The organism is Azospirillum sp. Marseille-Q6669 (assembly GCF_965111635.1).
The window spans coordinates 205,001-223,939 of the sequence record NZ_CBCOOP010000006.1; the positions used below are offsets into that span (position 1 = coordinate 205,001).

Annotated in this window: 17 protein-coding genes; 13 read left to right on the top strand and 4 right to left on the bottom strand. The window is 69.0% G+C overall.

Translation table 11 applies throughout. The features are described 5' to 3' along the window. The first annotated feature begins 88 nt into the window (after nt 1-88). Nucleotides 89-433, top strand: coding sequence for a hypothetical protein (locus tag ACWPXE_RS29520; RefSeq protein ID WP_454020680.1), 345 nt, complete (start codon nt 89-91; stop codon nt 431-433). A gap of 82 nt (nt 434-515) precedes the next feature. Here the strand turns inward: ACWPXE_RS29520 and ACWPXE_RS29525 are convergent, their stop codons facing one another. Beyond that, complete coding sequence (locus ACWPXE_RS29525; RefSeq protein ID WP_454020681.1) at nt 516-2,567, bottom strand: cellulase family glycosylhydrolase; 2,052 nt, start codon at nt 2,565-2,567, stop codon at nt 516-518. 390 nt (nt 2,568-2,957) lie between these two features. On the opposite strand from ACWPXE_RS29525, the gene ACWPXE_RS29530 reads away from it, so the two are divergent. After that, on the top strand, nt 2,958-3,368 hold the full coding sequence (locus ACWPXE_RS29530; protein WP_454020682.1) for a hypothetical protein: 411 nt from the start codon (nt 2,958-2,960) through the stop codon (nt 3,366-3,368). 56 nt (nt 3,369-3,424) lie between these two features. Here ACWPXE_RS29530 and ACWPXE_RS29535 read toward each other — a convergent pair whose 3' ends face one another. Then, a complete protein-coding gene (locus ACWPXE_RS29535) occupies nt 3,425-3,775 on the bottom strand; it encodes a hypothetical protein (RefSeq protein ID WP_454020683.1) in 351 nt (116 codons plus the stop codon). Nucleotides 3,776-4,025: 250 nt separating this feature from the next. Between ACWPXE_RS29535 and ACWPXE_RS29540 the strand changes: the two genes are divergently transcribed. The 8 genes from ACWPXE_RS29540 to ACWPXE_RS29575 all read left to right on the top strand — a co-directional run bounded on the left by ACWPXE_RS29540 (nt 4,026) and on the right by ACWPXE_RS29575 (nt 13,302). Then, a complete protein-coding gene (locus tag ACWPXE_RS29540; RefSeq protein WP_454020684.1) occupies nt 4,026-5,288 on the top strand; it encodes a GTP cyclohydrolase II in 1,263 nt (420 codons plus the stop codon). Next, nucleotides 5,285-6,493, top strand: coding sequence for a DUF1688 family protein (locus tag ACWPXE_RS29545; RefSeq protein WP_454020685.1), 1,209 nt, complete (start codon nt 5,285-5,287; stop codon nt 6,491-6,493). Before ACWPXE_RS29540 ends, ACWPXE_RS29545 begins: the two co-directional genes overlap by 4 nt. A 29-nt stretch (nt 6,494-6,522) precedes the next feature. Next, nucleotides 6,523-7,158, top strand: coding sequence for a uracil phosphoribosyltransferase (gene upp, locus ACWPXE_RS29550; protein ID WP_454020686.1), 636 nt, complete (start codon nt 6,523-6,525; stop codon nt 7,156-7,158). A 146-nt stretch (nt 7,159-7,304) separates the two neighbouring features. Beyond that, the gene (locus ACWPXE_RS29555) at nt 7,305-8,309 is read left to right on the top strand and encodes a BMP family protein (RefSeq protein ID WP_454020687.1); all 1,005 of its coding nucleotides are present in this window, start codon (nt 7,305-7,307) and stop codon (nt 8,307-8,309) included. A gap of 194 nt (nt 8,310-8,503) precedes the next feature. Further along, the gene (locus tag ACWPXE_RS29560) at nt 8,504-10,045 is read left to right on the top strand and encodes an ABC transporter ATP-binding protein (protein WP_454020688.1); all 1,542 of its coding nucleotides are present in this window, start codon (nt 8,504-8,506) and stop codon (nt 10,043-10,045) included. Continuing rightward, nucleotides 10,035-11,084: an ABC transporter permease gene (locus tag ACWPXE_RS29565; RefSeq protein ID WP_454020689.1), complete on the top strand. Its 1,050-nt coding sequence runs from the start codon at nt 10,035-10,037 to the stop codon at nt 11,082-11,084. Before ACWPXE_RS29560 ends, ACWPXE_RS29565 begins: the two co-directional genes overlap by 11 nt. A gap of 5 nt (nt 11,085-11,089) precedes the next feature. Beyond that, nucleotides 11,090-12,013 (top strand): ABC transporter permease, encoded by a 924-nt coding sequence (locus ACWPXE_RS29570; RefSeq protein ID WP_145708446.1) that lies wholly within the window; start codon nt 11,090-11,092, stop codon nt 12,011-12,013. Next, nucleotides 12,013-13,302 carry an amidohydrolase family protein gene (locus tag ACWPXE_RS29575; RefSeq protein WP_454020690.1) on the top strand — a complete coding sequence of 430 codons (1,290 nt, stop codon included), beginning with the start codon at nt 12,013-12,015 and terminating at the stop codon, nt 13,300-13,302. The genes ACWPXE_RS29570 and ACWPXE_RS29575 overlap by 1 nt, the downstream gene beginning before the upstream one ends. Before the next feature lie 51 nt (nt 13,303-13,353). On the opposite strand, the gene ACWPXE_RS29580 is transcribed toward ACWPXE_RS29575, so the two are convergent. Then, nucleotides 13,354-15,417, bottom strand: a complete 2,064-nt coding sequence (locus ACWPXE_RS29580; protein WP_454020691.1) for a methyl-accepting chemotaxis protein — start codon at nt 15,415-15,417, stop codon at nt 13,354-13,356. A 451-nt stretch (nt 15,418-15,868) separates the two neighbouring features. Here ACWPXE_RS29580 and ACWPXE_RS29585 point away from each other — a divergent pair, with 451 nt between their 5' ends. Both ACWPXE_RS29585 and frc read left to right on the top strand, forming a co-directional pair. Further along, on the top strand, nt 15,869-16,297 hold the full coding sequence (locus ACWPXE_RS29585) for a PAS domain-containing protein (RefSeq protein WP_174439798.1): 429 nt from the start codon (nt 15,869-15,871) through the stop codon (nt 16,295-16,297). An 83-nt stretch (nt 16,298-16,380) separates the two neighbouring features. After that, nucleotides 16,381-17,631: a formyl-CoA transferase gene (gene frc, locus ACWPXE_RS29590; RefSeq protein ID WP_014200103.1), complete on the top strand. Its 1,251-nt coding sequence runs from the start codon at nt 16,381-16,383 to the stop codon at nt 17,629-17,631. Between the two features lie 127 nt (nt 17,632-17,758). On the opposite strand, the gene ACWPXE_RS29595 is transcribed toward frc, so the two are convergent. Then, nucleotides 17,759-18,019, bottom strand: coding sequence for a hypothetical protein (locus ACWPXE_RS29595; RefSeq protein ID WP_014200106.1), 261 nt, complete (start codon nt 18,017-18,019; stop codon nt 17,759-17,761). 97 nt (nt 18,020-18,116) lie between these two features. Here ACWPXE_RS29595 and soxR point away from each other — a divergent pair, with 97 nt between their 5' ends. After that, on the top strand, nt 18,117-18,578 hold the full coding sequence (soxR, locus tag ACWPXE_RS29600) for a redox-sensitive transcriptional activator SoxR (RefSeq protein WP_014200107.1): 462 nt from the start codon (nt 18,117-18,119) through the stop codon (nt 18,576-18,578). The last annotated feature ends 361 nt before the right edge of the window (nt 18,579-18,939 follow it).

The window sequence follows — 18,939 nt, forward strand, 5'->3', positions numbered from 1 at the left end:
CGGACATTCGACGCGCCGCGGGGCCGAGCCGCGGCGTACGGTGGGGGACTCCGCTTCGCGCCCCGCGAGGCCGGTCGATCCAGTCGTGATGGCTCTGAACCTGCTGAACGGTCCCCGCACCCGGGCGGCGCTTCTGAAGGCCGTGGAGGAACGGGTGAAAACGGATGCGGAGGAGCGCCGCCGCTTCGCCGCCGCCGCCGGACGGGTGCAGGGCGCCACGGGCGAGCAGGCGCTGACCCAGGCGGTCGGCAATTACCTGCGCGACCTGTCCCGCCTTCCCGAAGCCGGGCGCAGCGGGCCTTATCTGTGGCTGGCCGAGACGGTCGCCATCCTGGCCGGCGGCGGGCGTCCGGGACAGCCGGCCACCCTCTTCCGCGACCCGCGGGCCGAGGCGGAGGCGCTTTTCCGCCCACGTGGAGTGGCCTCAGCGTAAGCGGGGCGCTTGAAAACGGGACAGGCTCGGCACCGGAGATCGTCCGGCGCCGAGCCTGTCCTTCAAAGAACGAAACGTACGATCAGGCGATCGTGCCGTCGAACAGGGCCGGCTCGATGGCGTTCATCTTCGCCGTGTTCACCGCCCAGTCGTCGGTCATGATGCCGCCGGTGTCTCCCGAGCCGGGGCTCCAGGCCCAGTAGGTGAAGCTGACGCCCTGGTCGCCCGCCGCCAGATCGGACTTGCCGTCGCCGTTGTAGTCGCCGTCCATGTACTTGACCATGGCGTCGAGCCACTGCTTGTCCTGGCCGGTCTCCAGCTTGGTCCCGAACTCGCCGACCAGGACCGGCGCGATGTCTTTCTGGACGATCCAGCCCCAGGCGTCCGTCCAGATGTCCTTCATGTTGTTCGGATAGCTGGGGTCGTTGAACCAGCCGAAGCCGGCCATCGACGGCGGGTAGTCGTGGACGGAATAGACCAGCTTGTTGTCGATGTTGAAGTCGACCGGGTTGGTCTTCACGCCGTCCAGGTTGCCGCCCCACCAGTAGGTGCCCTCGGACGAGTTCTCGACGCCCTCGACGATCAGCAGCCAGTTCGGGTTGACCGACTGGACGGCGTTGCCGATGCGCTCCGCCGCGGCCTTCCAGTCGGTGGCCTGGTTGCCGTCGCCCCAGGTGGCTTGGCCGTGCGGCTCGTTGTGCAGGTCGGCGGCGACGACCGACGGGTTGTCGGCGTAGCGCTGGGCCAGCATCTTCCAGTTCTCGATCATCTTCGATTCCGGATACTGGCTGGTGTACCAGAGCCCGTTCTCGTTGGCCGAGGCGCCGTCACCGGAGCGGTGGTGGTCGAGGATGATCTTCATGCCGGTCTGATCGGCGTAGTCGATGATCTTGTCGAACACCTCGAGGCTGGTCTTGCCCTGAAGCTCCGGGTTCTTCGAATAGTCGATGCCGGTCGGCATGCGGCCGTTGTCCAGCATGGCGTCCGACCAGGGCAGGCGGATGGTGTTGAACCCCTGGTCCTGCATCTGGTTCATGATGTTCTTGTAGCTGTCCTGCCACAAGCCCTGCGGGGCGAAGGCATAACCCTCCGCGCCGAACCAATTGACGCCGGTCAGCTTCACGTTGTTGCCGGCGCTGTCGACGATCTGGCTGCCCTCGGTGTGCAGGTAGCCGCCGCTGGACCCGGTGCCGCTGTCGGTGGAGGGGGCGGTCACCGGGGCGGTCGGCGTGGTCGGCGTCGTGCTCGGAGTCGTGGAGGGCGCGGAGGCGGAACCGGAGGTGAACAGGCCCTTGTCGGCCTCCACCACCAGCGTGCCGTTCCACCACAGATCGGCCTGCCCCTTGATGACGTCCTTGCCGTCGAGCGCGCCCTTGTCGTAGCTGACCGCGGAGTCGGTCGGGGCGTATTCGTGGCCGTTGATGGTCACGCTGCCGACATGCAGGTTGCGGTCCTGGCCGTTCACCGTGGCATCGTTGTCGTACTGGACCTGGACCTTGTGCGCCTGATCGGCGGCCAGATCGGTCTTGAAGGAAAAGTTCTTCGACTCCGTGCCGGCCGTGCCCTCGCCGATCGTCTTGCCGTCCGCCAGCACCGTGAAGTGCGCGTTCTGGCCCGCCGCGGCGGTGCCGCGGGCGTTGATGGTGATGGTCGAGGAGCCGGTGCCGCCCGTGGCGACGCTGTCAGCCTCCGGCGCGGCGGGGGTGCTGCCGGAAGTGGCCGTATCGGGCGTGGCACCGTAGAGCGACGCCGGGGTGGAGAAGTTCAGCGACCCGTTCCACCACAGGCCTTCCTGGCCGGCCATGGTCCCGCCGGCATCGTCGTGCCGCTCGTAGCTCGCGTCGGTCGGGCTCAGCGTGTGGCCGTTGATGACGATGGACTTGATGCCGAGGTCGCGGTTCGACCCGGCGTTCACGTCGTCGTTGTCATAAACAACCTGGACTTTGTGTGCCTGACCAGAGGAAACGTCAACGTCGAATGTATAGGCTTTCGGCTCGGCCGAGCCCACCGACGCCTGACCAACATCCTTGCCGTCGATCATCAGACGAAAGTGAGGATTCACAGCGTCCGAAGAGGTGCCATAGGCGTTCACGACGATTTTGGACTTGGTCAAACCAGTGGAGGTCGTCGCCATTTGTCTATTCCATTGCGGTTTCGATGGCTAGACCGTGGCTCCAGATAGTTAACGAAATACTAACAATTCCTTTAAAATGAATTAACCATTTGTGGCAAATAGGAGCGGCCGGCCGCAGGCTTTGCCTGATGCGGCGACGCAACAGCAGGCCCGCTCTGGGTTTGCCGGGGACGCGCCGGGAGCACCGCCGCCGCCCTCGCGCAGGACCGTTCGGCGCCCGTGCCCCAGTCTGGTCACAGGCGGAAGGCCAACCCGTTCACATCCGGGATGCCCCGATCGTCCCGGTGTGGACAGCGTGGTGCGAGCCGGCACGGAGTCCGCTCTTCCGAAGTGTCAACCCGTGGGCGAAGCCGCGCGTGCTACACTGTGCGTCACGACGGATGGTGGATGATGACGGGCATGAGGATGGTGGCGGCGCTTTGGACGGCGGCTTTGGCGACGGCCTCGGCAACCGCGCTTGCCGGCGCGCCGGTTCAGGCGTCCCCGGCCCCCGCCGTGGGGCAGAGCGTGTCGCTGGTGACCACCAACGGGTCGGCGACTTTCAAATTGTGCCGCAACTGGGTGTTCACCCACACCTGCCGCGAGTACGGCAACGTGCCGGTGCCGGCGCGCATCGCGGCGGGAGATTCGTTTGAAATCACCTTCGGCAGCAACCCGAAGACGATGTGGTTCCGGGTCAAGGCCGTCCTGCTTCAGGACGGGCGCTGTCTGCTGATCCCCAAGCACGAGGACATGCCCGCCAAGGGCGAGGACGAGCCGGTGGACATGCTGATCGTGGACCCCTGCCGAGTCCTGCGATGAAGGCCCTGCGGTAAAGGCGCGCCCGGTTGCGGGCCGCCTTCCGCAGGACGGCAGACTCAGCGCAGCGGGATGTTCATCTGCACGCTGAGGCCCGGGGCGGGCGCGTAATAGACCGGCGGCGGCGGTGCGTAGACCACGCGCGGGGCCGGGGCGTAATAGACGGGCGGCGGACGGCGCATCACCACGACCGGCGGGGGCGGCTCGTAAATCACCACGGGGCCGTGGCCGCGGTGGTGATGCTTGTGCTTGTGCTTGCGCCAATGCTTGTGGTCGTCGGCCATGGCCGGAGCGGCCAGCGCCACGGTCAGCACCAAGCTTCCCAGCGCCACGCTCCAGGCGCGCTTGCCAGGCTCGCGCTTGCCGAAACCACCTTCGCCTGAATGGCCCGCGCCTGAGTGGACGGACATTCCCTGCATCCTTTTTCTGCGATCGGTTGGCCCGATCCTAACAGCAGATCGTGCGCCAAAGCTCTGGCTCCAACCATCCGCCCTGGGACAAATTTCGGGCACCCCTTATTCCCCGAAGGTGGTGCCCCCGGCGGAAAGCGCGGGTCGAAAACCGAACGAACGTCAGAGGTTGCGGCCATTCGATTTGGTGTTCGCAGGCGCCAAAACTGTGTCACACTGTCGCATGGTGAATGGCATCGGGAGCGTCCGTATGGAAAGCCGCCGCAACCAGCCGCAACGTCACATCGTGCTCGCCTCGCACCCGACCGGCGGCGCCAAGCCGCGCTACACCCCGGTCCACTGGGGCGCCCCCACCGCCGCGGAGCGCGGGCCGGTCGTCGCCTCGCTCTCCGACCCGGCGCAGCGCAATTCCATTGGCGCCCACGCCGGCAGCTACGCGGTCTACCGGGCGCTCGCTGTCGCGGCGGGGCAGCTCAGCGCCTATCACGTGCCGGACCTGACCAACACCGCCCCGGCGGAACCGATCGGCCCGCACCCGCAATGGGGCGCCCCGGAGAAGATCGTCTCCATCGACCCCTTCGGCCACATGGTCAGCGAGGCCTTCGGCGATCATCTGGCGCGCGGCGTCGACGTGCGCCCGACCATCGCGGTGACCAAGGCGCGCATCAAGATGCCGGAGCTGGTGGACGCCATGCGCGCCGGGCGGCTGGCGGCGGACGGCCAGATCCTGCTGCCGAGCGGCGACGCCCGCGTGACCAAGGTCGCCATCGAGCCGGTGTGGTTCCTGCCTGGCATCGCCAAGCGCTTCGGCATCACCGAGAGCGCGCTGCGCCGCGGCCTGTTCGAGCACACCGGCAGTATGTTCCCGGAGCTGGTGACCCGCCCCGACCTGAAGGTCTTCCTGCCGCCGATCAACGGGCTGACCGTCTACATCCTGGGCGATGTGGCGGCGTTGACCGACCCGGCGCGCAAGGTCGCCTGCCGGGTCCATGACGAGTGCAACGGGTCGGACGTCTTCGGCTCCGACATCTGCACCTGCCGCCCCTACCTGACCCACGGCGTCGAGGAGTGCATCCGCACCGCCCAGGAGAACGGCGCCGGCTTGGTCATCTACAACCGCAAGGAGGGGCGCGCGCTCGGCGAGGTGACCAAGTTCCTGGTCTACAACGCGCGCAAGCGGCAGCCCGGCGGCGACCGCGCGGAGGCCTATTTCGAGCGGACGGAATGCGTGGCCGGCGTCCAGGACATGCGCTTCCAGGAGCTGATGCCCGACGTCTTCCACTGGCTGGGCGTCACCCGCATCGACCGCATGGTGTCGATGAGCAACATGAAGTCCGACGCCATCCGCCGCGCCGGGATCGAGATCGTCGAGCAGATCCCGATCCCGGACGAGCTGATCCCCGACGACGCCAAGGTGGAGATGGACGCCAAGAAGGCCGCCGGCTACTTCACCCCCGCCGTGCCGACCGCGGAGGAACTGACCGTCGCCAAGGGCCGGGGGCTGACCGATTGAGCGCCGTCAGCGACGATGATGTGGGGTGGCTGCTCTCCGCCGACGCGGTGCGCCAGCGTGCCCACGCGATCCTGGCGAAGGCCGAGCGCGGCGATCTCGCCCATTTCGCGTTTCGCCCGGACCGGCTGGCCGAGGCCGCCGCCCTGGTCGCCGCGGTGACACGGGAGTCCTACCCGGACCTGGATGTTCCCTACCACAGCCGCTGGCGGCACTTCGTGGTGGAGGGCGAGGACCGCTGGGCGGCGCTTGCCGCCGGGCTGAGGGCGGACGCCGACGAGATCGCGCGCATCCGCTTCGACCTCGCGGTGACCAGCGTGCTGCTCGACGCCGGGGCCGGCGACCGCTGGCGCTACCGCGACGCGGCGGGGGTGGAACTGGCCCGCTCCGAAGGGCTGGCCATCGCCAGCTTCGACCTGTTCCGCTCCGGCGGCCTCGCCGACGATTCGGTCCACGCCCCGCTGCGCGCCGACGCGGCGGCACTGGCCGCCATGAGCGGGGAAACACTTGCTCGCGGCTTCCAGGCCGGGCCGGACAACCCGCTGGTCGGGCTGGAGGGGCGCGCGGGCCTGCTGCGCCGGCTGGGGAGCGCGCTGACTGCCGCACCCGACCTGTTCGGCACGCCGGGGCGGGTCGGCACCCTCTACGACGCGCTGAAGGCGCAGGCCGTGGACGGCACGCTTCCCGCCTCCGCCATCCTCGACGCGGTGCTGCGCGGGTTGGGGCCGATCTGGCCGGGCCGGATCGAGCGCGGCGGCGTCAATCTCGGCGACAGCTGGACTCACTCGGCGGTCGGCCTCGTCCCCTTCCACAAGCTGTCGCAATGGCTCAGCTACTCGCTGGTCGAGCCGCTGGAAGGCGCCGGCATCGCCGTTACCGGGCTGGACCGGCTGACCGGCCTGCCGGAATACCGCAACGGCGGGCTGCTGGTGGACAGCGGCGTTCTGGTGCCCAAGGACCCGCGCCTCCTCACCGACGAGTTGGAGGTGGGGGACGAGGCGGTGGTGGAGTGGCGCGCCCTGACCGTCGCCCTGCTCGACCGCCTCGCCGACGAGGTCCGCGCCCGGCTGGGCGTGCCCGCGGAGAGCTTCCCGCTCGCCAAGGTTCTCCAGGGCGGGACCTGGACCGCCGGGCGCCGGATCGCCCGCGAGCGCCGCCCCGGCGGTGGCCCGCCGATCCGCATCCGCAGCGACGGCACCGTCTTCTGATGTGACGCCAACCACCCGAAGGGTCGCCCATGCCCATTCCGACGCTCACCGTCATCGACCATCCTCTGGTCCAGCACAAGCTGACCCTTCTGCGGCGGCGGGAAACCCCCACCGCCCGGTTCCACGAGGTGATGCGGGAGGTGTCGCAGCTGATGGGCTATGAGCTGACGCGCGACCTTCCCCTGGAGGACCGCCCGGTGGAAACCCCGCTGGCAACCTTCGACGCGCCACTGCTGACCGGCAAGAAGCTGTGCCTCGTCTCCATCCTGCGGGCCGGGCAAGGGCTGCTCGACGGGATGCGCACCCTGCTGCCCTCGGCCCGCATCGGACACATCGGCCTCTACCGCGACCAGGAGACGCTGACCCCCGTCGAGTATTTCTTCAAGGTGCCGGAGGACATCGAGGAACGGATGGTCATCCTCGTCGACCCCATGCTCGCCACCGGCCACACGGCGGTCGCGGCGGTGCACCGGCTGAAGGACGCGGGTGCCGCCTCGATCAAGCTGGCGGTGCTGGTGGCCGCCCCGGAGGGCCTGCGCACCTTCCACGACGCGCACCCCGACGTGCCGGTCTTCACCGCCGCGGTGGACGAGCGGCTGGACGAGAACGGCTACATCCTGCCCGGCCTGGGCGACGCGGGCGACCGGCTTTACGGCACCCGCTGAGAATCGTTGCCGCCCTTTTGGTCACATGCCACCCTGCCGACCCGTGAGAGCCGCAGCAGGGCTGACGCGCACGGAATGGCATTGCCGTTGCAACGCCTCTGCTGCATTTCTGAGCTGAAACAGCAAAGCAGACGGAGGGGGTTTTCATGGGGAACGTATTTGGCGTGGCGCGGCGCGCCGTCCTGTGCGGTGCTGCGGCGGTCGCCGTCGCGGCGATGGCTCTGCCCGCCTGGGCCCAGTCGAAGGTCAAGGTCGCCGGCATCTACACCGTACCGATCGAGCAGCAGTGGGTCAGCCGCATCCACACCGCCCTGAAGGCCGCCGAGGCCCGCGGCGAGATCGAGTATGTCTGGGCCGAGTCGGTCGCCAATACCGACTATGAGCGCGTGATGCGCCAGTACGCCGAGGGCGGCCAGCAGCTCGTCTTCGGCGAGGTCTTCGGCGTCGAGCGCGCGGCCCGCGCCGTCGCCAAGGACTATCCCAAGACCGCCTTCGTCATGGGCTCCAGCTTCAAGCCGCAGGAGCCGAACTTCTCGGTCTTCGACAACTACATCCAGGAGCCGGCCTATCTGACCGGCATGATCGCGGGTGCGGTGTCCAAGTCGAACGTCATCGGCATGGTCGGCGGCTACCCGATCCCGGAGGTGAACCGTCTGATGAACGCCTTCATGGAGGGCGCCAAGGAGGTGAACCCGAACGTGAAGTTCATGGTCAGCTTCATCGGCTCCTGGTTCGACCCGCCGAAGGCCAAGGAAGCCGCCTTCGCGATGATCGACCGCGGCGCCGACGTGATGTACGCCGAGCGCTTCGGCGTGTCCGACGCCGCCAAGGAGCGCAAGGTCCTGGCCATCGGCAACGTCATCAACACCCAGCCGCAGTATCCGGAAACCGTGGTCGCCAGCGCGCTCTGGCACATGGAGCCGTCGGTCGACCGCGCCATCGCCGCCGTGAAGGCGGGCAATTACAAGGCCGAGGATTACGGCCCCTACAGCCAGATGGTCCACAAGGGCTCCAGCCTCGCCCCGCTCGGCACCTTCGAGGGCAAGGTTCCCGCCGACGTGATGGCCAAGGTGAAGGCCCGCGAGCAGGAGATCCTCGACGGCAAGTTCACCGTGAAGGTGAACGACAACGAGCCCAAGTCGACGATGTGATCCACATTTCCTTCTCCCTTCTGTGAGGGAGGCCATCGAACCCTCTCCCCTCTGGGGAGAGGGTGGCCCGAAGGGCCGGTGAGGGGGTTGCGCTTGTGCCGGATGTACCGCCACGCACAACCCCCTCACCCTAACCCTCTCCCCAGAGGGGAAAGGGAATTTCTTGTTGCCTCCCCGGCACCCCGCGGACATCCATGACATCACCCCCCATCGTCCTCCGCCTCTCCGGCATCACGAAGCGGTTCGGGCCGCTCGTCGCCAACGATTCCATTTCGCTGACGCTGCACAAGGGCGAGGTGCTGGCCCTGCTGGGCGAGAACGGCGCCGGCAAGACGACCCTGATGAACATCCTGTTCGGCCATTACGTGGCCGACGAGGGCAGCATCGAGGCGTTCGGTCAGCCGCTTCCCCCCGGCTCCCCCCGCGCGGCGCTGGCCGCCGGAATCGGCATGGTCCACCAGCACTTCACGCTCGCCGACAACCTGTCGGTGCTCGACAACATCGCCGTGGGCACGGAATCGCTGTGGCGCCCGCGCTCCGACCGCACCGCCGCCAAGGCTAAGCTGCTCGACCTCGCCCGCCGCTTCGGGCTGGAGGTGCGGCCCGACGCGCTGGTCGGCGACCTGACGGTGGGCGAGCGGCAGCGGGCCGAGATCCTGAAGGCGCTCTACCGCGACGCCCGCGTCCTGATCCTGGACGAGCCGACCGCGGTGCTGACCCCGCAGGAATCCGCCAGCCTGTTCGACACGCTGCGCCGCCTGACCGCCGACGGTCTGGCCGTGGTCTTCATCAGCCACAAGATGAATGAGGTCTTCGCGGCCAGCGACACGGTCGCCGTGCTGCGCGGCGGGCGCCTCGTCGCCACCCGCAAGACCGCCGAGACCGACCGCGAGGAGCTGGCCGAACTGATGGTCGGCCGCGCCCTGAAGCCGCCCACCCCGACCCCACTGGAGCCGGGCGAGCCGGTGCTGACGCTGTCCGGCGTCACCGTCGCCTCCGGCCACGGGCGCCCGCTGCTCGACGGCGTGGACCTGACGGTGCGCCGCCGCCAGATCGTCGGCATCGCCGGCGTGTCGGGCAACGGGCAGACCGCGCTGGCCGAGCTGGTCAGTGGCCTGATCCACCCCGACTCCGGCACCATGACGCTGAAGGGCGAAGCCGCCGGCAACGCCAGCCCGGCGGAGATGGTCCGGCGCGGCGTCGCCCGCATCCCGGAGGACCGCCACGCCGCCGGCCTCGTCGGGGCTATGGCGGTGTGGGAGAACCTGATCGCCGAGCGCTACCACGACCCGGCCTTCCAGCGCTTCGGCCTGATCCGCCGGGGGGCCGCCCGCGCCTACGCCGAGGAGGTGATCGCGGCGTTCGACGTGCGCTGTCCGGGTCCGGACGCCCGCACGCAGCTGCTGTCCGGCGGCAACATGCAGAAGCTGATCCTGGGCCGCACGCTGGCCCACGGACCGGACCTGATCCTGGCGAGCCAGCCGACCCGCGGGCTGGACGTCGGCGCCGTGTCCTACGTCCATGGGCGGCTGCTGGAGGCCCGCGCCGCCGGCGCCGGGGTGCTGGTGATCTCCGAGGATCTGGACGAGATCCTGGCGCTGGCCGACGGCATCACCGTCGCCTATCACGGGCGCCTCACCCCCGTTTTGCCCCACGGCCGCGTGTCGGTCCGCCAGCTCGGCCTGCTGATGGCCGGGCATTGGGAGATTTTGCCGGAGATCGTCGATGCGGCTTGAACCGCGAGAGCATACCCCGCTGGCCGCCCGCCTGCTGGCGCCCGTGGCGGCGGTGGCGGCGGCGCTGGCGCTCTGTGCGCTGCTGGTCGCCTGGACCGGCGCGCCGGTGCTGCGCGCCTACGGCCTGCTGCTGGAGGGGGCCGCCGGCTCCCGCTTCGCCCTGACCGAGACGCTGACCCGCGCCACCCCGTTGATCCTCACCGGCCTCGCCGCCGCGGTCGCCTTCCGCGCCAAGCTGTGGAACATCGGGGCGGAGGGGCAGCTCTACATGGGCGCGCTCGCCGCCGTCGTGCTGGGCGGCGGCCTGCTCGACCTGCCGGCCTGGCTGCTGCTGCCGACCGTGATGATCGCCGGGGCCGCCGCCGGTGGTGTCACGCTGCTCGGCCCCGCCGTGCTGAAGGTGCGCTTCGGCGTGGACGAGGTGGTCACCACGCTGCTGCTGAACTTCATCGTCCTGCTGCTCGTCTCCATGCTGCTGGAGGGCGCGCTGAAGGACCCCATGGGCATGGGCTGGCCGCAGTCCGCCCCCGTCGTCGAGGCGGCCGAGCTGCCCAAGCTGGTCGAGCGCACGCGGCTGCACACCGGCCTGCTGGTCGCGCTCGGCCTGTCGGCCCTGCTCTGGCTGATCGACACCCGGACCATCTGGGGCTACGAGAACCGGGCGGTCGGTGCCAACCCGCGCGCCGCGGCCTTCGCCGGCATGCCGGTGACCCGCGTCATGCTGCGCACCGCCCTGCTGTCCGGCGGGCTGGCAGGGCTGGCCGGCGTGATCGAGGTTTGCGGGCTGAAGGGCTACCTGACACTCGACCTGTCGCCGGGCTTCGGCTACAGCGGAATCGTCGTCGCCATGCTGGCGCAGCTTCACCCGGTGGGCGTGGTCGGGGCGGCGGTGTTCATCGCCGGCATCTTCGTCGGCGCCGACGCCATGAGCCGCGCCATGCCGGTGCCCAACTACATCGCCGACGTGCTCGTTGCCACCAGCCTGCTGTGCATGCTGGTCGCCGGGCTGCTGACGCGCTACCGGCTGCGGCGGGGGTGAGCGCCATGGAGCTGTTCCAAACGATCCTCGACATCCTGGTCTCCGCCGCCTTCTGGACGGCGGTGCTGCGCATCGCCACCCCCTACATCCTGGGCACGCTGGGCGAGCTGCTGTGCGAGCGAGCGGGCGTGCTGAACCTCGGCATCGAGGGCATCATGACGATGGGCGCCATGGCCGGCTGGATGGCCGTCTACCAGGGCGCCGACCTGTGGACCGGCGTGCTGGTGGCGGCGCTGTGCGGCGGGCTGATGGGGCTGCTGCACGCCACCCTGACGGTGCCGCTGGGCCTGTCTCAGCATGTGGCGGGCATCGGCGTCACGCTGCTCGGCACCAGCCTGTCCTACTTCGTCTACCGCCTCGTCCTGCCGCAGGCGAGCACCCCGCCGACCATCGAGCCGTTCCAGCCGCTGGACCTGCCCGGCGCGCTGGCGCAGACGCCGATGACCTACATGGCGCTGATCCTCGTCGCCGTGGTCGCCTACGTCCTCTACCGCACGCCGGTCGGGCTGGCGGTGCGCATGGTCGGCGAGAATCCGGCGGCGGCGGAGGCCCAGGGCCTGAGCGTCACCGCGGTGCGCATCGGCGCGGTGGTGGCGGGAAGCGCGCTGATGGCGCTGGCCGGGGCCTTCCTCACCCTGTCGGCCTTCAACGCCTTCTTCTTCAACATGGTCAACGGGCGCGGCTGGATCTGCATCGCGCTGGTCGTCTTCGCCTCCTGGAGGCCCGGCAAGGCACTGCTGGGCGCGGTGCTGTTCGCCGCCTTCGACGCGCTGCAATTGCGGCTTCAACAGGTGGCGGGGGGCGTCCTGCCCTACCAGCTGTTCCTGATGATGCCCTACCTGTTGAGCATCCTGGCGCTGGTGCTGGTGGCGCGCCGCGCCTCCTACCCGCGGGCGCTGATGATCCCGTACCGCAAAGGAGAACGCTGATGTTCGATCTGATCCTGCGCCGCGCCACGCTGCCTGACGGCCGCACCGGCATGGACATCGGCGTCCGCGAGGGCCGCATCGCCGCCGTGGAGAAGGACCTGCCCGGTCCGGCCGGAGAGGAGATCGACGCCGCGGGCCGGCTGGTCACGCCGCCCTTCGTCGATTCGCACTTCCACATGGACTCCACGCTCAGCTACGGCCTGCCGCGGGTCAACCGCTCCGGCACGCTGCTGGAGGGCATCGCGCTGTGGGGGGAGCTGAAGCCGCAACTCGTCCAGGACGCCATCGTCGAGCGGGCGCTGGCCTATTGCGACTGGGCGGTGGCGCGCGGCCTGCTGGCGATCCGCAGCCATGTGGACATTTGCGACCCGCGCCTGCTGGCCGTGGAATCGCTGCTGGAGGTCAAGCGGCGGGTCGCCCCCTACCTCGACCTGCAACTGGTCGCCTTTCCGCAGGATGGCGTCCTGCGCTCCCCCGGCGCGCTGGAGCTTTTGAAGCGCGCGCTCGACATGGGCGTGGACGTGGTCGGCGGCATCCCGCATTTCGAGCGGACGATGGCCGACGGTGCGGCCTCCGTGAAGCTGCTCTGCGAGATCGCGGCGGAGCGCGGGCTGCTGGTGGACATGCATTGCGACGAGTCCGACGACCCGCTGTCCCGCCATGTTGAGACGCTGGTCTACGAGACGCAGCGGTTGGGGATGCAGGGCCGGGTGACCGGCTCGCACCTCACCTCCATGCATTCCATGGACAACTACTATGTCTCCAAGCTGATCCCGCTGATGGTCGAGGCGAACCTCGGCGTCATTGCCAACCCGCTCATCAACATCACGCTCCAGGGCCGCCACGACAGCTACCCCAAGCGCCGCGGCATGACCCGCGTGCCGGAGCTGATGGGCGCCGGCCTGACCGTCGCGCTGGGCCACGACTGCGTGATGGACCCCTGGTACCCGCTCGGCTCCGGCGACATGCTGGAGGTCGCGCACATGGGCCTGCATGTCGGGCAGATGACCGGCTATGACGGGATGCTCGCCTGCTTCCGCGCGGTGACCGAGGCGCCGGCCAAGCTGCTGCACCTCGACGGCTACGGGCTGGAGGTGGGCTGCCACGCCGATCTGGTGGTGCTCCAGGCCGCCGACCCGGTGGAGGCGATCCGCACCCGCGCCACCCGCCTGTTCGTCCTGCGCCGCGGCGCCGTCGTCAGCCGCTGCGCCCCGGTGGAGGCCCAGCTCTCCCTGCCGGGCCGCCCGGAGTCGGTGTCCTTCACCCTGCCCACGGCACAGGCGAGGTAACGTCCCGCAATCCTTCCCTCTCCCACCCGGGGAGAGGGAAGAACCCGCGGATCAAGCCTTGTGGACCCCGGCGATGAAGCGGTCGATTTCGCGGGCCAGTTCCTTGGACTGACCGGCCACCCCGGCGGCGGCGGCGAGGAGCTGGTCAGCGGCAGCGCCCGTATCGCCCGCCCCGGCCCGGATCTCGCCCATGCCGCCGCTGACCTCGCGGGCGCCGTCGGCGGCCTGCAGGACGCTGCGGGCGATGTCGCGGGTGGCGGCGGACTGCTGGTCCACCGCCGCGGCGATGCCGGACGCGATGCGGCTGACCTGGGCGATGGTCTGGCTGATGCTGCGCACCGCCTCCACCGCCTCGCCCGTCGCGTCGCGGATGCCCTTGATCTGGCCGACGATGTCCTCGGTCGCGCGGGCGGTCTGGTTGGCCAGGCTCTTGACCTCTCCGGCGACCACCGCGAAGCCCTTTCCGGCCTCGCCCGCACGGGCCGCCTCGATGGTGGCGTTGAGCGCCAGCAGGTTGGTCTGGCCGGCGATGTCGTTGATCAGGCCGACGACGGCGCCGATCCGCTCCGCGCTGTCGGCCAGCACGACGACCGCCGAGTCGGCGCGCTTCACATCGGCCACCGCCGCCTCGGCGATGCGGGCGGACTCGCCCACCTGCTGCCCGATCTCCTCCACCGAGGCCGACAGCTCCTCGGTCGCGGCGGCGGCGGTCTGCACGTTGTCCGCGGCGGAATGGGCGGAGAGCGTCATCCGCTCCGACCGGCCGTGTGTCTGCTCGGCGATGCCGGTGAGGGCGCGGGCGGTGGATTCGAGCTGCTGCGCGGCCGAGGCCAGCGCCCCGGTCAGGCCGCCCGCCCGCTCCTCGAACCCGCGCTGCAGGTCGAGCAGGGTGGCGGTCCGCGCCTCCCTGGCGCGCCATTCCGCCTCCTGCTGGCGGCCCAGGTCGCGGGCCTGGACCAGCCCCTGCTTGAACACCCCGACCGCACGGGCCATGGCGCCCGCCTCGTCGCTGCGGTCGGCGCCGGGAATGGCGGCGTCCAGATCGCCGGCGGCCAGCCGGTCCATGGTGACGGTCAGCCCGGCGATCGGCCGGGCGATGCCGTCGCCCACCCGCCACGCCACCAGACCGCCGAGCAGGATGCAGCCCACCCCGACCAGGACGGTCAGCAGGGTCAGCCGGTTGGCGTCGGCCATCACGCTGGCCTGCGGCGCGGCGACCAGGAACGACCATGCGCCGTCGGCTCCGGTGAAGCGCACCGGCGACAGGCGCAGGTAATAGGGGGCACCGCCGAGCGTGACGACGCCGTCGTAGGCCCGCCCTTCGGCGATGGCGCGGCGCGCCTCCTCCGGCAGGTCGTCGGCGGGATGGGACAGGCGGCCGGCGTCGGGATGGGCCACATAGACCCCGGCGCCGGTGAGCACCGCCGCGTGGCCGTCGCCGTAGGGCTTCACCCGGCGGACCAGATCGGTCAGTCCGCTCAGCGTCAGGTCGACGCCGGCGACGCCGATCACCCGGTCGCCGTCCTTCACCGGCGCTGCGGCGCTGGTCATCAGCGTCTTGGTCAGATCGTCCAGATAGGGTTCGGTCAGAACCGGCTTCCCGGCCGCGGCGGCGGCCCGGTAATACTCCTTCTCCTTCACATCGGAGAAGGGATAGCCCTCGCTGTCGTCGGCCTTGGGGCCGGGCAGCCACAGCAGGCTCATCCGCCCGGTGCCGGGCAGCCCCAGGATCTCGCCGGCGCGGTCCATCCCGGCGACTTCGCGGTCGCGCCCGTCGAACCCGTCGTCAGCCATGTCCACCCACACCCCGGCGTAGAGCGGGCCGACCGCCATCAGGCGGTTGAGGTAGCGGTTGACCGTCTCGCGGCGCGGAGTGCCGGTGGAGCGCTCCACCTCCGCCAGCGCGGCGGCGGAACGGGCGTCGGCCAGGGCGGCGGAGATGTCGGCGGCCACCCGCGCGCCGTGATGGTCGGCGGTTTCGGCCACCAGGGTCGTGACCGCCCGCTCCGCGGCGTCGCGCGACAGGAACAGGGAAACCGAGGTGACCGCCGCCGCTCCCACGGCCAGGACAGCGGTCATGCCGATGATGATCTTGGTTCTGAAACGCCCCGTCATGCCCCTACCCTGTCCGAGCCGCCACCCCGGATCAGGGGCGGTCGGCCATCTTGGCACAGCGGAAACCGAACGGCCATATCTGCCGGCTACGGATCATCCGCCGGCTCAACGGTGGCGAGCGCCCGCCGCCCCCTCCATCCGCCGCGGACGAGGCGGGTGCCGGTTTTATACCGGAGGCTTCATGGCGGTGCCCCGGTGCCGGATCGGACCGGGATGCGCGCATCGGGCCGCCCCCTCTCCCATTCTTCGGCATTTGCCGCGAAAGGTCCGAAGGGCGATTAGTTCGCCTAACGCACAAAAGAGCTTGCCAGGCATTTCGCATCTGGTATACGGTATCTCACATCCCATCGCGCTTCGGAAACGAAGTGCAAAACCAACGGCGCGGGCGTGTTTTGAAGAAAACATGACGGTGCCCGAAGGTTTCGGGTCCGGTGTCGGAGCGAATGCTTTCATGAGCGCAACAGTCGATTTCGCACAGCTGGTCATGGCCGCCGGGGACGCGATCGTCGTGTCCGACGCACAGGGCGCCATCACTCTGTGGAATCCGGCGGCCGAGCGGATGTTCGGCTTCGCGGAAGGCGAAGCGCTGGGGCAATCGCTCGACATCATCATCCCGGAACGCCAGCGCCAGCGCCATTGGGACGGCTACGCCAATACCATGCGCACGGGCCAGACGCGCTACGGCAGCGATGTGCTGCGCGTCCCGGCCCTGCACAAGGACGGGCACGCCCTGTCCATCGCCTTCACGGTCGCCCTGCTGACCGCGCCGGACGGCACGGTGACCGGAATCGTCGCCATCATCCGCGACGAGAGCAGCCGCTGGGCCGAGGAGCGCAAGCTCCGCCGACGCCTGTCGGAGTTGGAGTCCGCAAGTCCGTAACCCACAACCCATCCCGCCAGTTTGTCCGTGTTGTCCAGTGCTCAACAACGGCATCGCAATAAGTGAGAGGGAGTAAACGAGCCATGAGCAAGCCGCTCGAAGGAATCAAGATCATCGACTTCACCCACGTTCAGGCCGGCCCCGCCTGCACGCAGCTCCTCGCCTGGTACGGCGCGGACGTCATCAAGGTGGAGCGGCCGGGTTCCGGCGACGTCACCCGCAACCAGCTCCGTGACATTCCCGAAGCGGACGCGCTCTACTTCACGATGCTGAACAGCAACAAGCGCTCGCTGACGCTGGACACCAAGACCCCGCAGGGCAAGGAAATCCTTGAGAAGCTGATCAAGGAGTCCGACGTCCTCGTGGAGAACTTCGGGCCGGGCGCGCTCGACCGCATGGGCTTCACCTGGGAGCGCATCAACGAGCTGAACCCGGGCATGATCGTCGCCTCGGTGAAGGGCTTCAGCGACGGCCACCATTACGAGGACCTGAAGGTCTACGAGAACGTCGCCCAGTGCGCCGGCGGTGCGGCTTCGACCACCGGTTTCTGGGATGGCCCGCCGACCGTCAGCGCCGCCGCTCTCGGCGACAGCAACACCGGCATGCACCTCGCCATCGGCATCCTGACCGCCCTCATGGGCCGTTCGAAGACCGGCAAGGGCCAGAAGGTCGCCGTGTCGATGCAGGACTCGGTCATCAACCTCTGCCGCGTCAAGCTGCGCGACCAGCAGCGTCTCGACCGCGTCGGCTACCTGGAAGAGTACCCGCAGTACCCGCACGGCGAGTTCTCCGACGTGGTTCCGCGCGGCGGCAACGCCGGCGGCGGCGGTCAGCCGGGCTGGGTCCTGAAGTGCAAGGGCGCCGAGACCGATCCGAACGCCTACATCTACTTCACCATCCAGGGCCATGCCTGGGCGCCGATTTGTAAGGCTCTCGGCAAGCCGGAGTGGATCGACGATCCGGCCTACAACACCGCCCAGGCGCGTCAGGACAAGATCTTCGACATCTTCGCCTTCATCGAAGGCTGGCTGGCCGACAAGACGAAGTACGAGGCGGTCGACATCCTGCGCAAGTTCGACATCCCGTGCGCCCCGGTGCTGACCATGAAGGAAATCGCCGAATGCCCGTCGCTCCGCAAGAGCGGCACGATCGTCGAGGTCGACCACAAGGCCCGCGGCAAGTACCTGACCGTCGGCAGCCCGATCAAGTTCTCCGACATGACCGTCGAAGTGACCGGATCGCCGCTGCTCGGCGAGCACTCCGACGAGGTTCTGGCCAGCCTCGGCTACACCCCGCAGCAGATCGCCGAGCTGCACGCCAACAAGGTTGTCTGATCGCTTCCCGACAGTCTGACGGCACACCTCGCGAAGACGGCGCCCCCAAAAGGGGCGCCGTTCCTTTTTGTGCGCCCGGCGCCCCGCTCTCTCCAGGGCCCGCTCTCTCCAGGGAGAGAGGGCGCTTTCAGCGCAGCCACTCCCTCACTTCACGGATGCGCTGGTTGCCCTCCGGCGTGCGGGCGTAGGCCTTCCCGTACTGGGTCTCGTACTCGCGCACGAAGCCCTGGCGCAGCAGCCCGTCCAGCACCGGGCGGACGATGGCCGGCTTCAGGTTCGCGGCCTTGGTGATCGTCAGGAACGAGGCCGGCAGAGCCGTCACCTCCGGCCCCGGCGTGGCGCGCAGGGTGTTGAGCGAAGTCCAGTCGACGGAGGTTGGTGAAATCATCGGCTACCCTCGATGCGGCGCGCTGTTGACTCTCTCTCGATACGACCTCAACTTCACTTGAGGTCAAGAGGTTCCGAACCCCAGGGGAGGCCCGGCGATGGCGATTCTCGATCCCGCGGACATGGACAAGGACCTTTCCGTGGGCGAGGTCGCGGAACGCTCCGGTGTGGCAGTGTCCACCATCCACTTCTACGAATCAAAGGGGCTGATCGCAAGTTGGCGGAGCAGCGGCAACCAGCGCCGCTTCCCCCGCGACGTGCTCCGGCGCATCGCCGTCATCAAGGTGGCCCAGCGCCTGGGCGTTCCCCTGGCCACCATCGCGCAGGCGCTGAAGACCCTGCCGGACGGCCGCACCCCCACCGCAGAGGACTGGAAACGCTTGTCCGCGGCCTGGAAAGCGGACCTGGACGAGCGCATCGCCGTGCTCACCAAGCTGCGCGACGGGCTGGAGGGGTGCATCGGCTGCGGCTGCCTGTCGCTCGGCGAATGCCCGCTGCGCAACCCCTGGGACGAGCTGTCGGAGGACGGTCCCGGACCGCGCCTGCTCGATCCGCGGTGACATCCGCGCTGTTTTGCCGCACTGCAGCATGGCCTCCCCGTCCGGCGCCGTCCCGGCAATAAAAAGGCCGTGCTGTTTCCAGCACGGCCAGTATCCGAGAGGCTCGCATATAATGCGGAGCAACAACCCGCCCGATACAAAGGGTGATGAACCCTGTGTAAGAAGAATGATGCCCGAGTCTTCGCCGGGACGCAACAAGGAATCTCAAGTTTCCACATTGCGGAAACAAAGTGTTTTTCCAAAAAAAAGACCGCGCCGTTGCGGGCGCGGTCAGTTTCTTCAGGGCAGCACTACGTGACAGGAAGGAAAACCGGGGTAACAGCCGCCCCAACCCAATCCGAAGGATTTGCGGATCGGGGCG

Excerpts from the sequence above, each read along its gene's own strand:
- ACWPXE_RS29520 (WP_454020680.1), top strand. The coding sequence starts at position 89 with ATGGCTCTGAACCTGCTGAACGGTCCCCGCACCCGGGCGGCGCTTCTG.
- ACWPXE_RS29525 (WP_454020681.1), bottom strand. The coding sequence starts at position 2,567 with ATGGCGACGACCTCCACTGGTTTGACCAAGTCCAAAATCGTCGTGAAC.
- ACWPXE_RS29530 (WP_454020682.1), top strand. The coding sequence starts at position 2,958 with ATGACGGGCATGAGGATGGTGGCGGCGCTTTGGACGGCGGCTTTGGCG.
- ACWPXE_RS29535 (WP_454020683.1), bottom strand. The coding sequence starts at position 3,775 with ATGTCCGTCCACTCAGGCGCGGGCCATTCAGGCGAAGGTGGTTTCGGC.
- ACWPXE_RS29540 (WP_454020684.1), top strand. The coding sequence starts at position 4,026 with ATGGAAAGCCGCCGCAACCAGCCGCAACGTCACATCGTGCTCGCCTCG.
- upp (WP_454020686.1), top strand. The coding sequence starts at position 6,523 with ATGCCCATTCCGACGCTCACCGTCATCGACCATCCTCTGGTCCAGCAC.
- ACWPXE_RS29555 (WP_454020687.1), top strand. The coding sequence starts at position 7,305 with ATGGGGAACGTATTTGGCGTGGCGCGGCGCGCCGTCCTGTGCGGTGCT.
- ACWPXE_RS29560 (WP_454020688.1), top strand. The coding sequence starts at position 8,504 with ATGACATCACCCCCCATCGTCCTCCGCCTCTCCGGCATCACGAAGCGG.
- ACWPXE_RS29565 (WP_454020689.1), top strand. The coding sequence starts at position 10,035 with ATGCGGCTTGAACCGCGAGAGCATACCCCGCTGGCCGCCCGCCTGCTG.
- ACWPXE_RS29570 (WP_145708446.1), top strand. The coding sequence starts at position 11,090 with ATGGAGCTGTTCCAAACGATCCTCGACATCCTGGTCTCCGCCGCCTTC.
- ACWPXE_RS29575 (WP_454020690.1), top strand. The coding sequence starts at position 12,013 with ATGTTCGATCTGATCCTGCGCCGCGCCACGCTGCCTGACGGCCGCACC.
- ACWPXE_RS29580 (WP_454020691.1), bottom strand. The coding sequence starts at position 15,417 with ATGACGGGGCGTTTCAGAACCAAGATCATCATCGGCATGACCGCTGTC.
- ACWPXE_RS29585 (WP_174439798.1), top strand. The coding sequence starts at position 15,869 with ATGAGCGCAACAGTCGATTTCGCACAGCTGGTCATGGCCGCCGGGGAC.
- frc (WP_014200103.1), top strand. The coding sequence starts at position 16,381 with ATGAGCAAGCCGCTCGAAGGAATCAAGATCATCGACTTCACCCACGTT.
- ACWPXE_RS29595 (WP_014200106.1), bottom strand. The coding sequence starts at position 18,019 with ATGATTTCACCAACCTCCGTCGACTGGACTTCGCTCAACACCCTGCGC.
- soxR (WP_014200107.1), top strand. The coding sequence starts at position 18,117 with ATGGCGATTCTCGATCCCGCGGACATGGACAAGGACCTTTCCGTGGGC.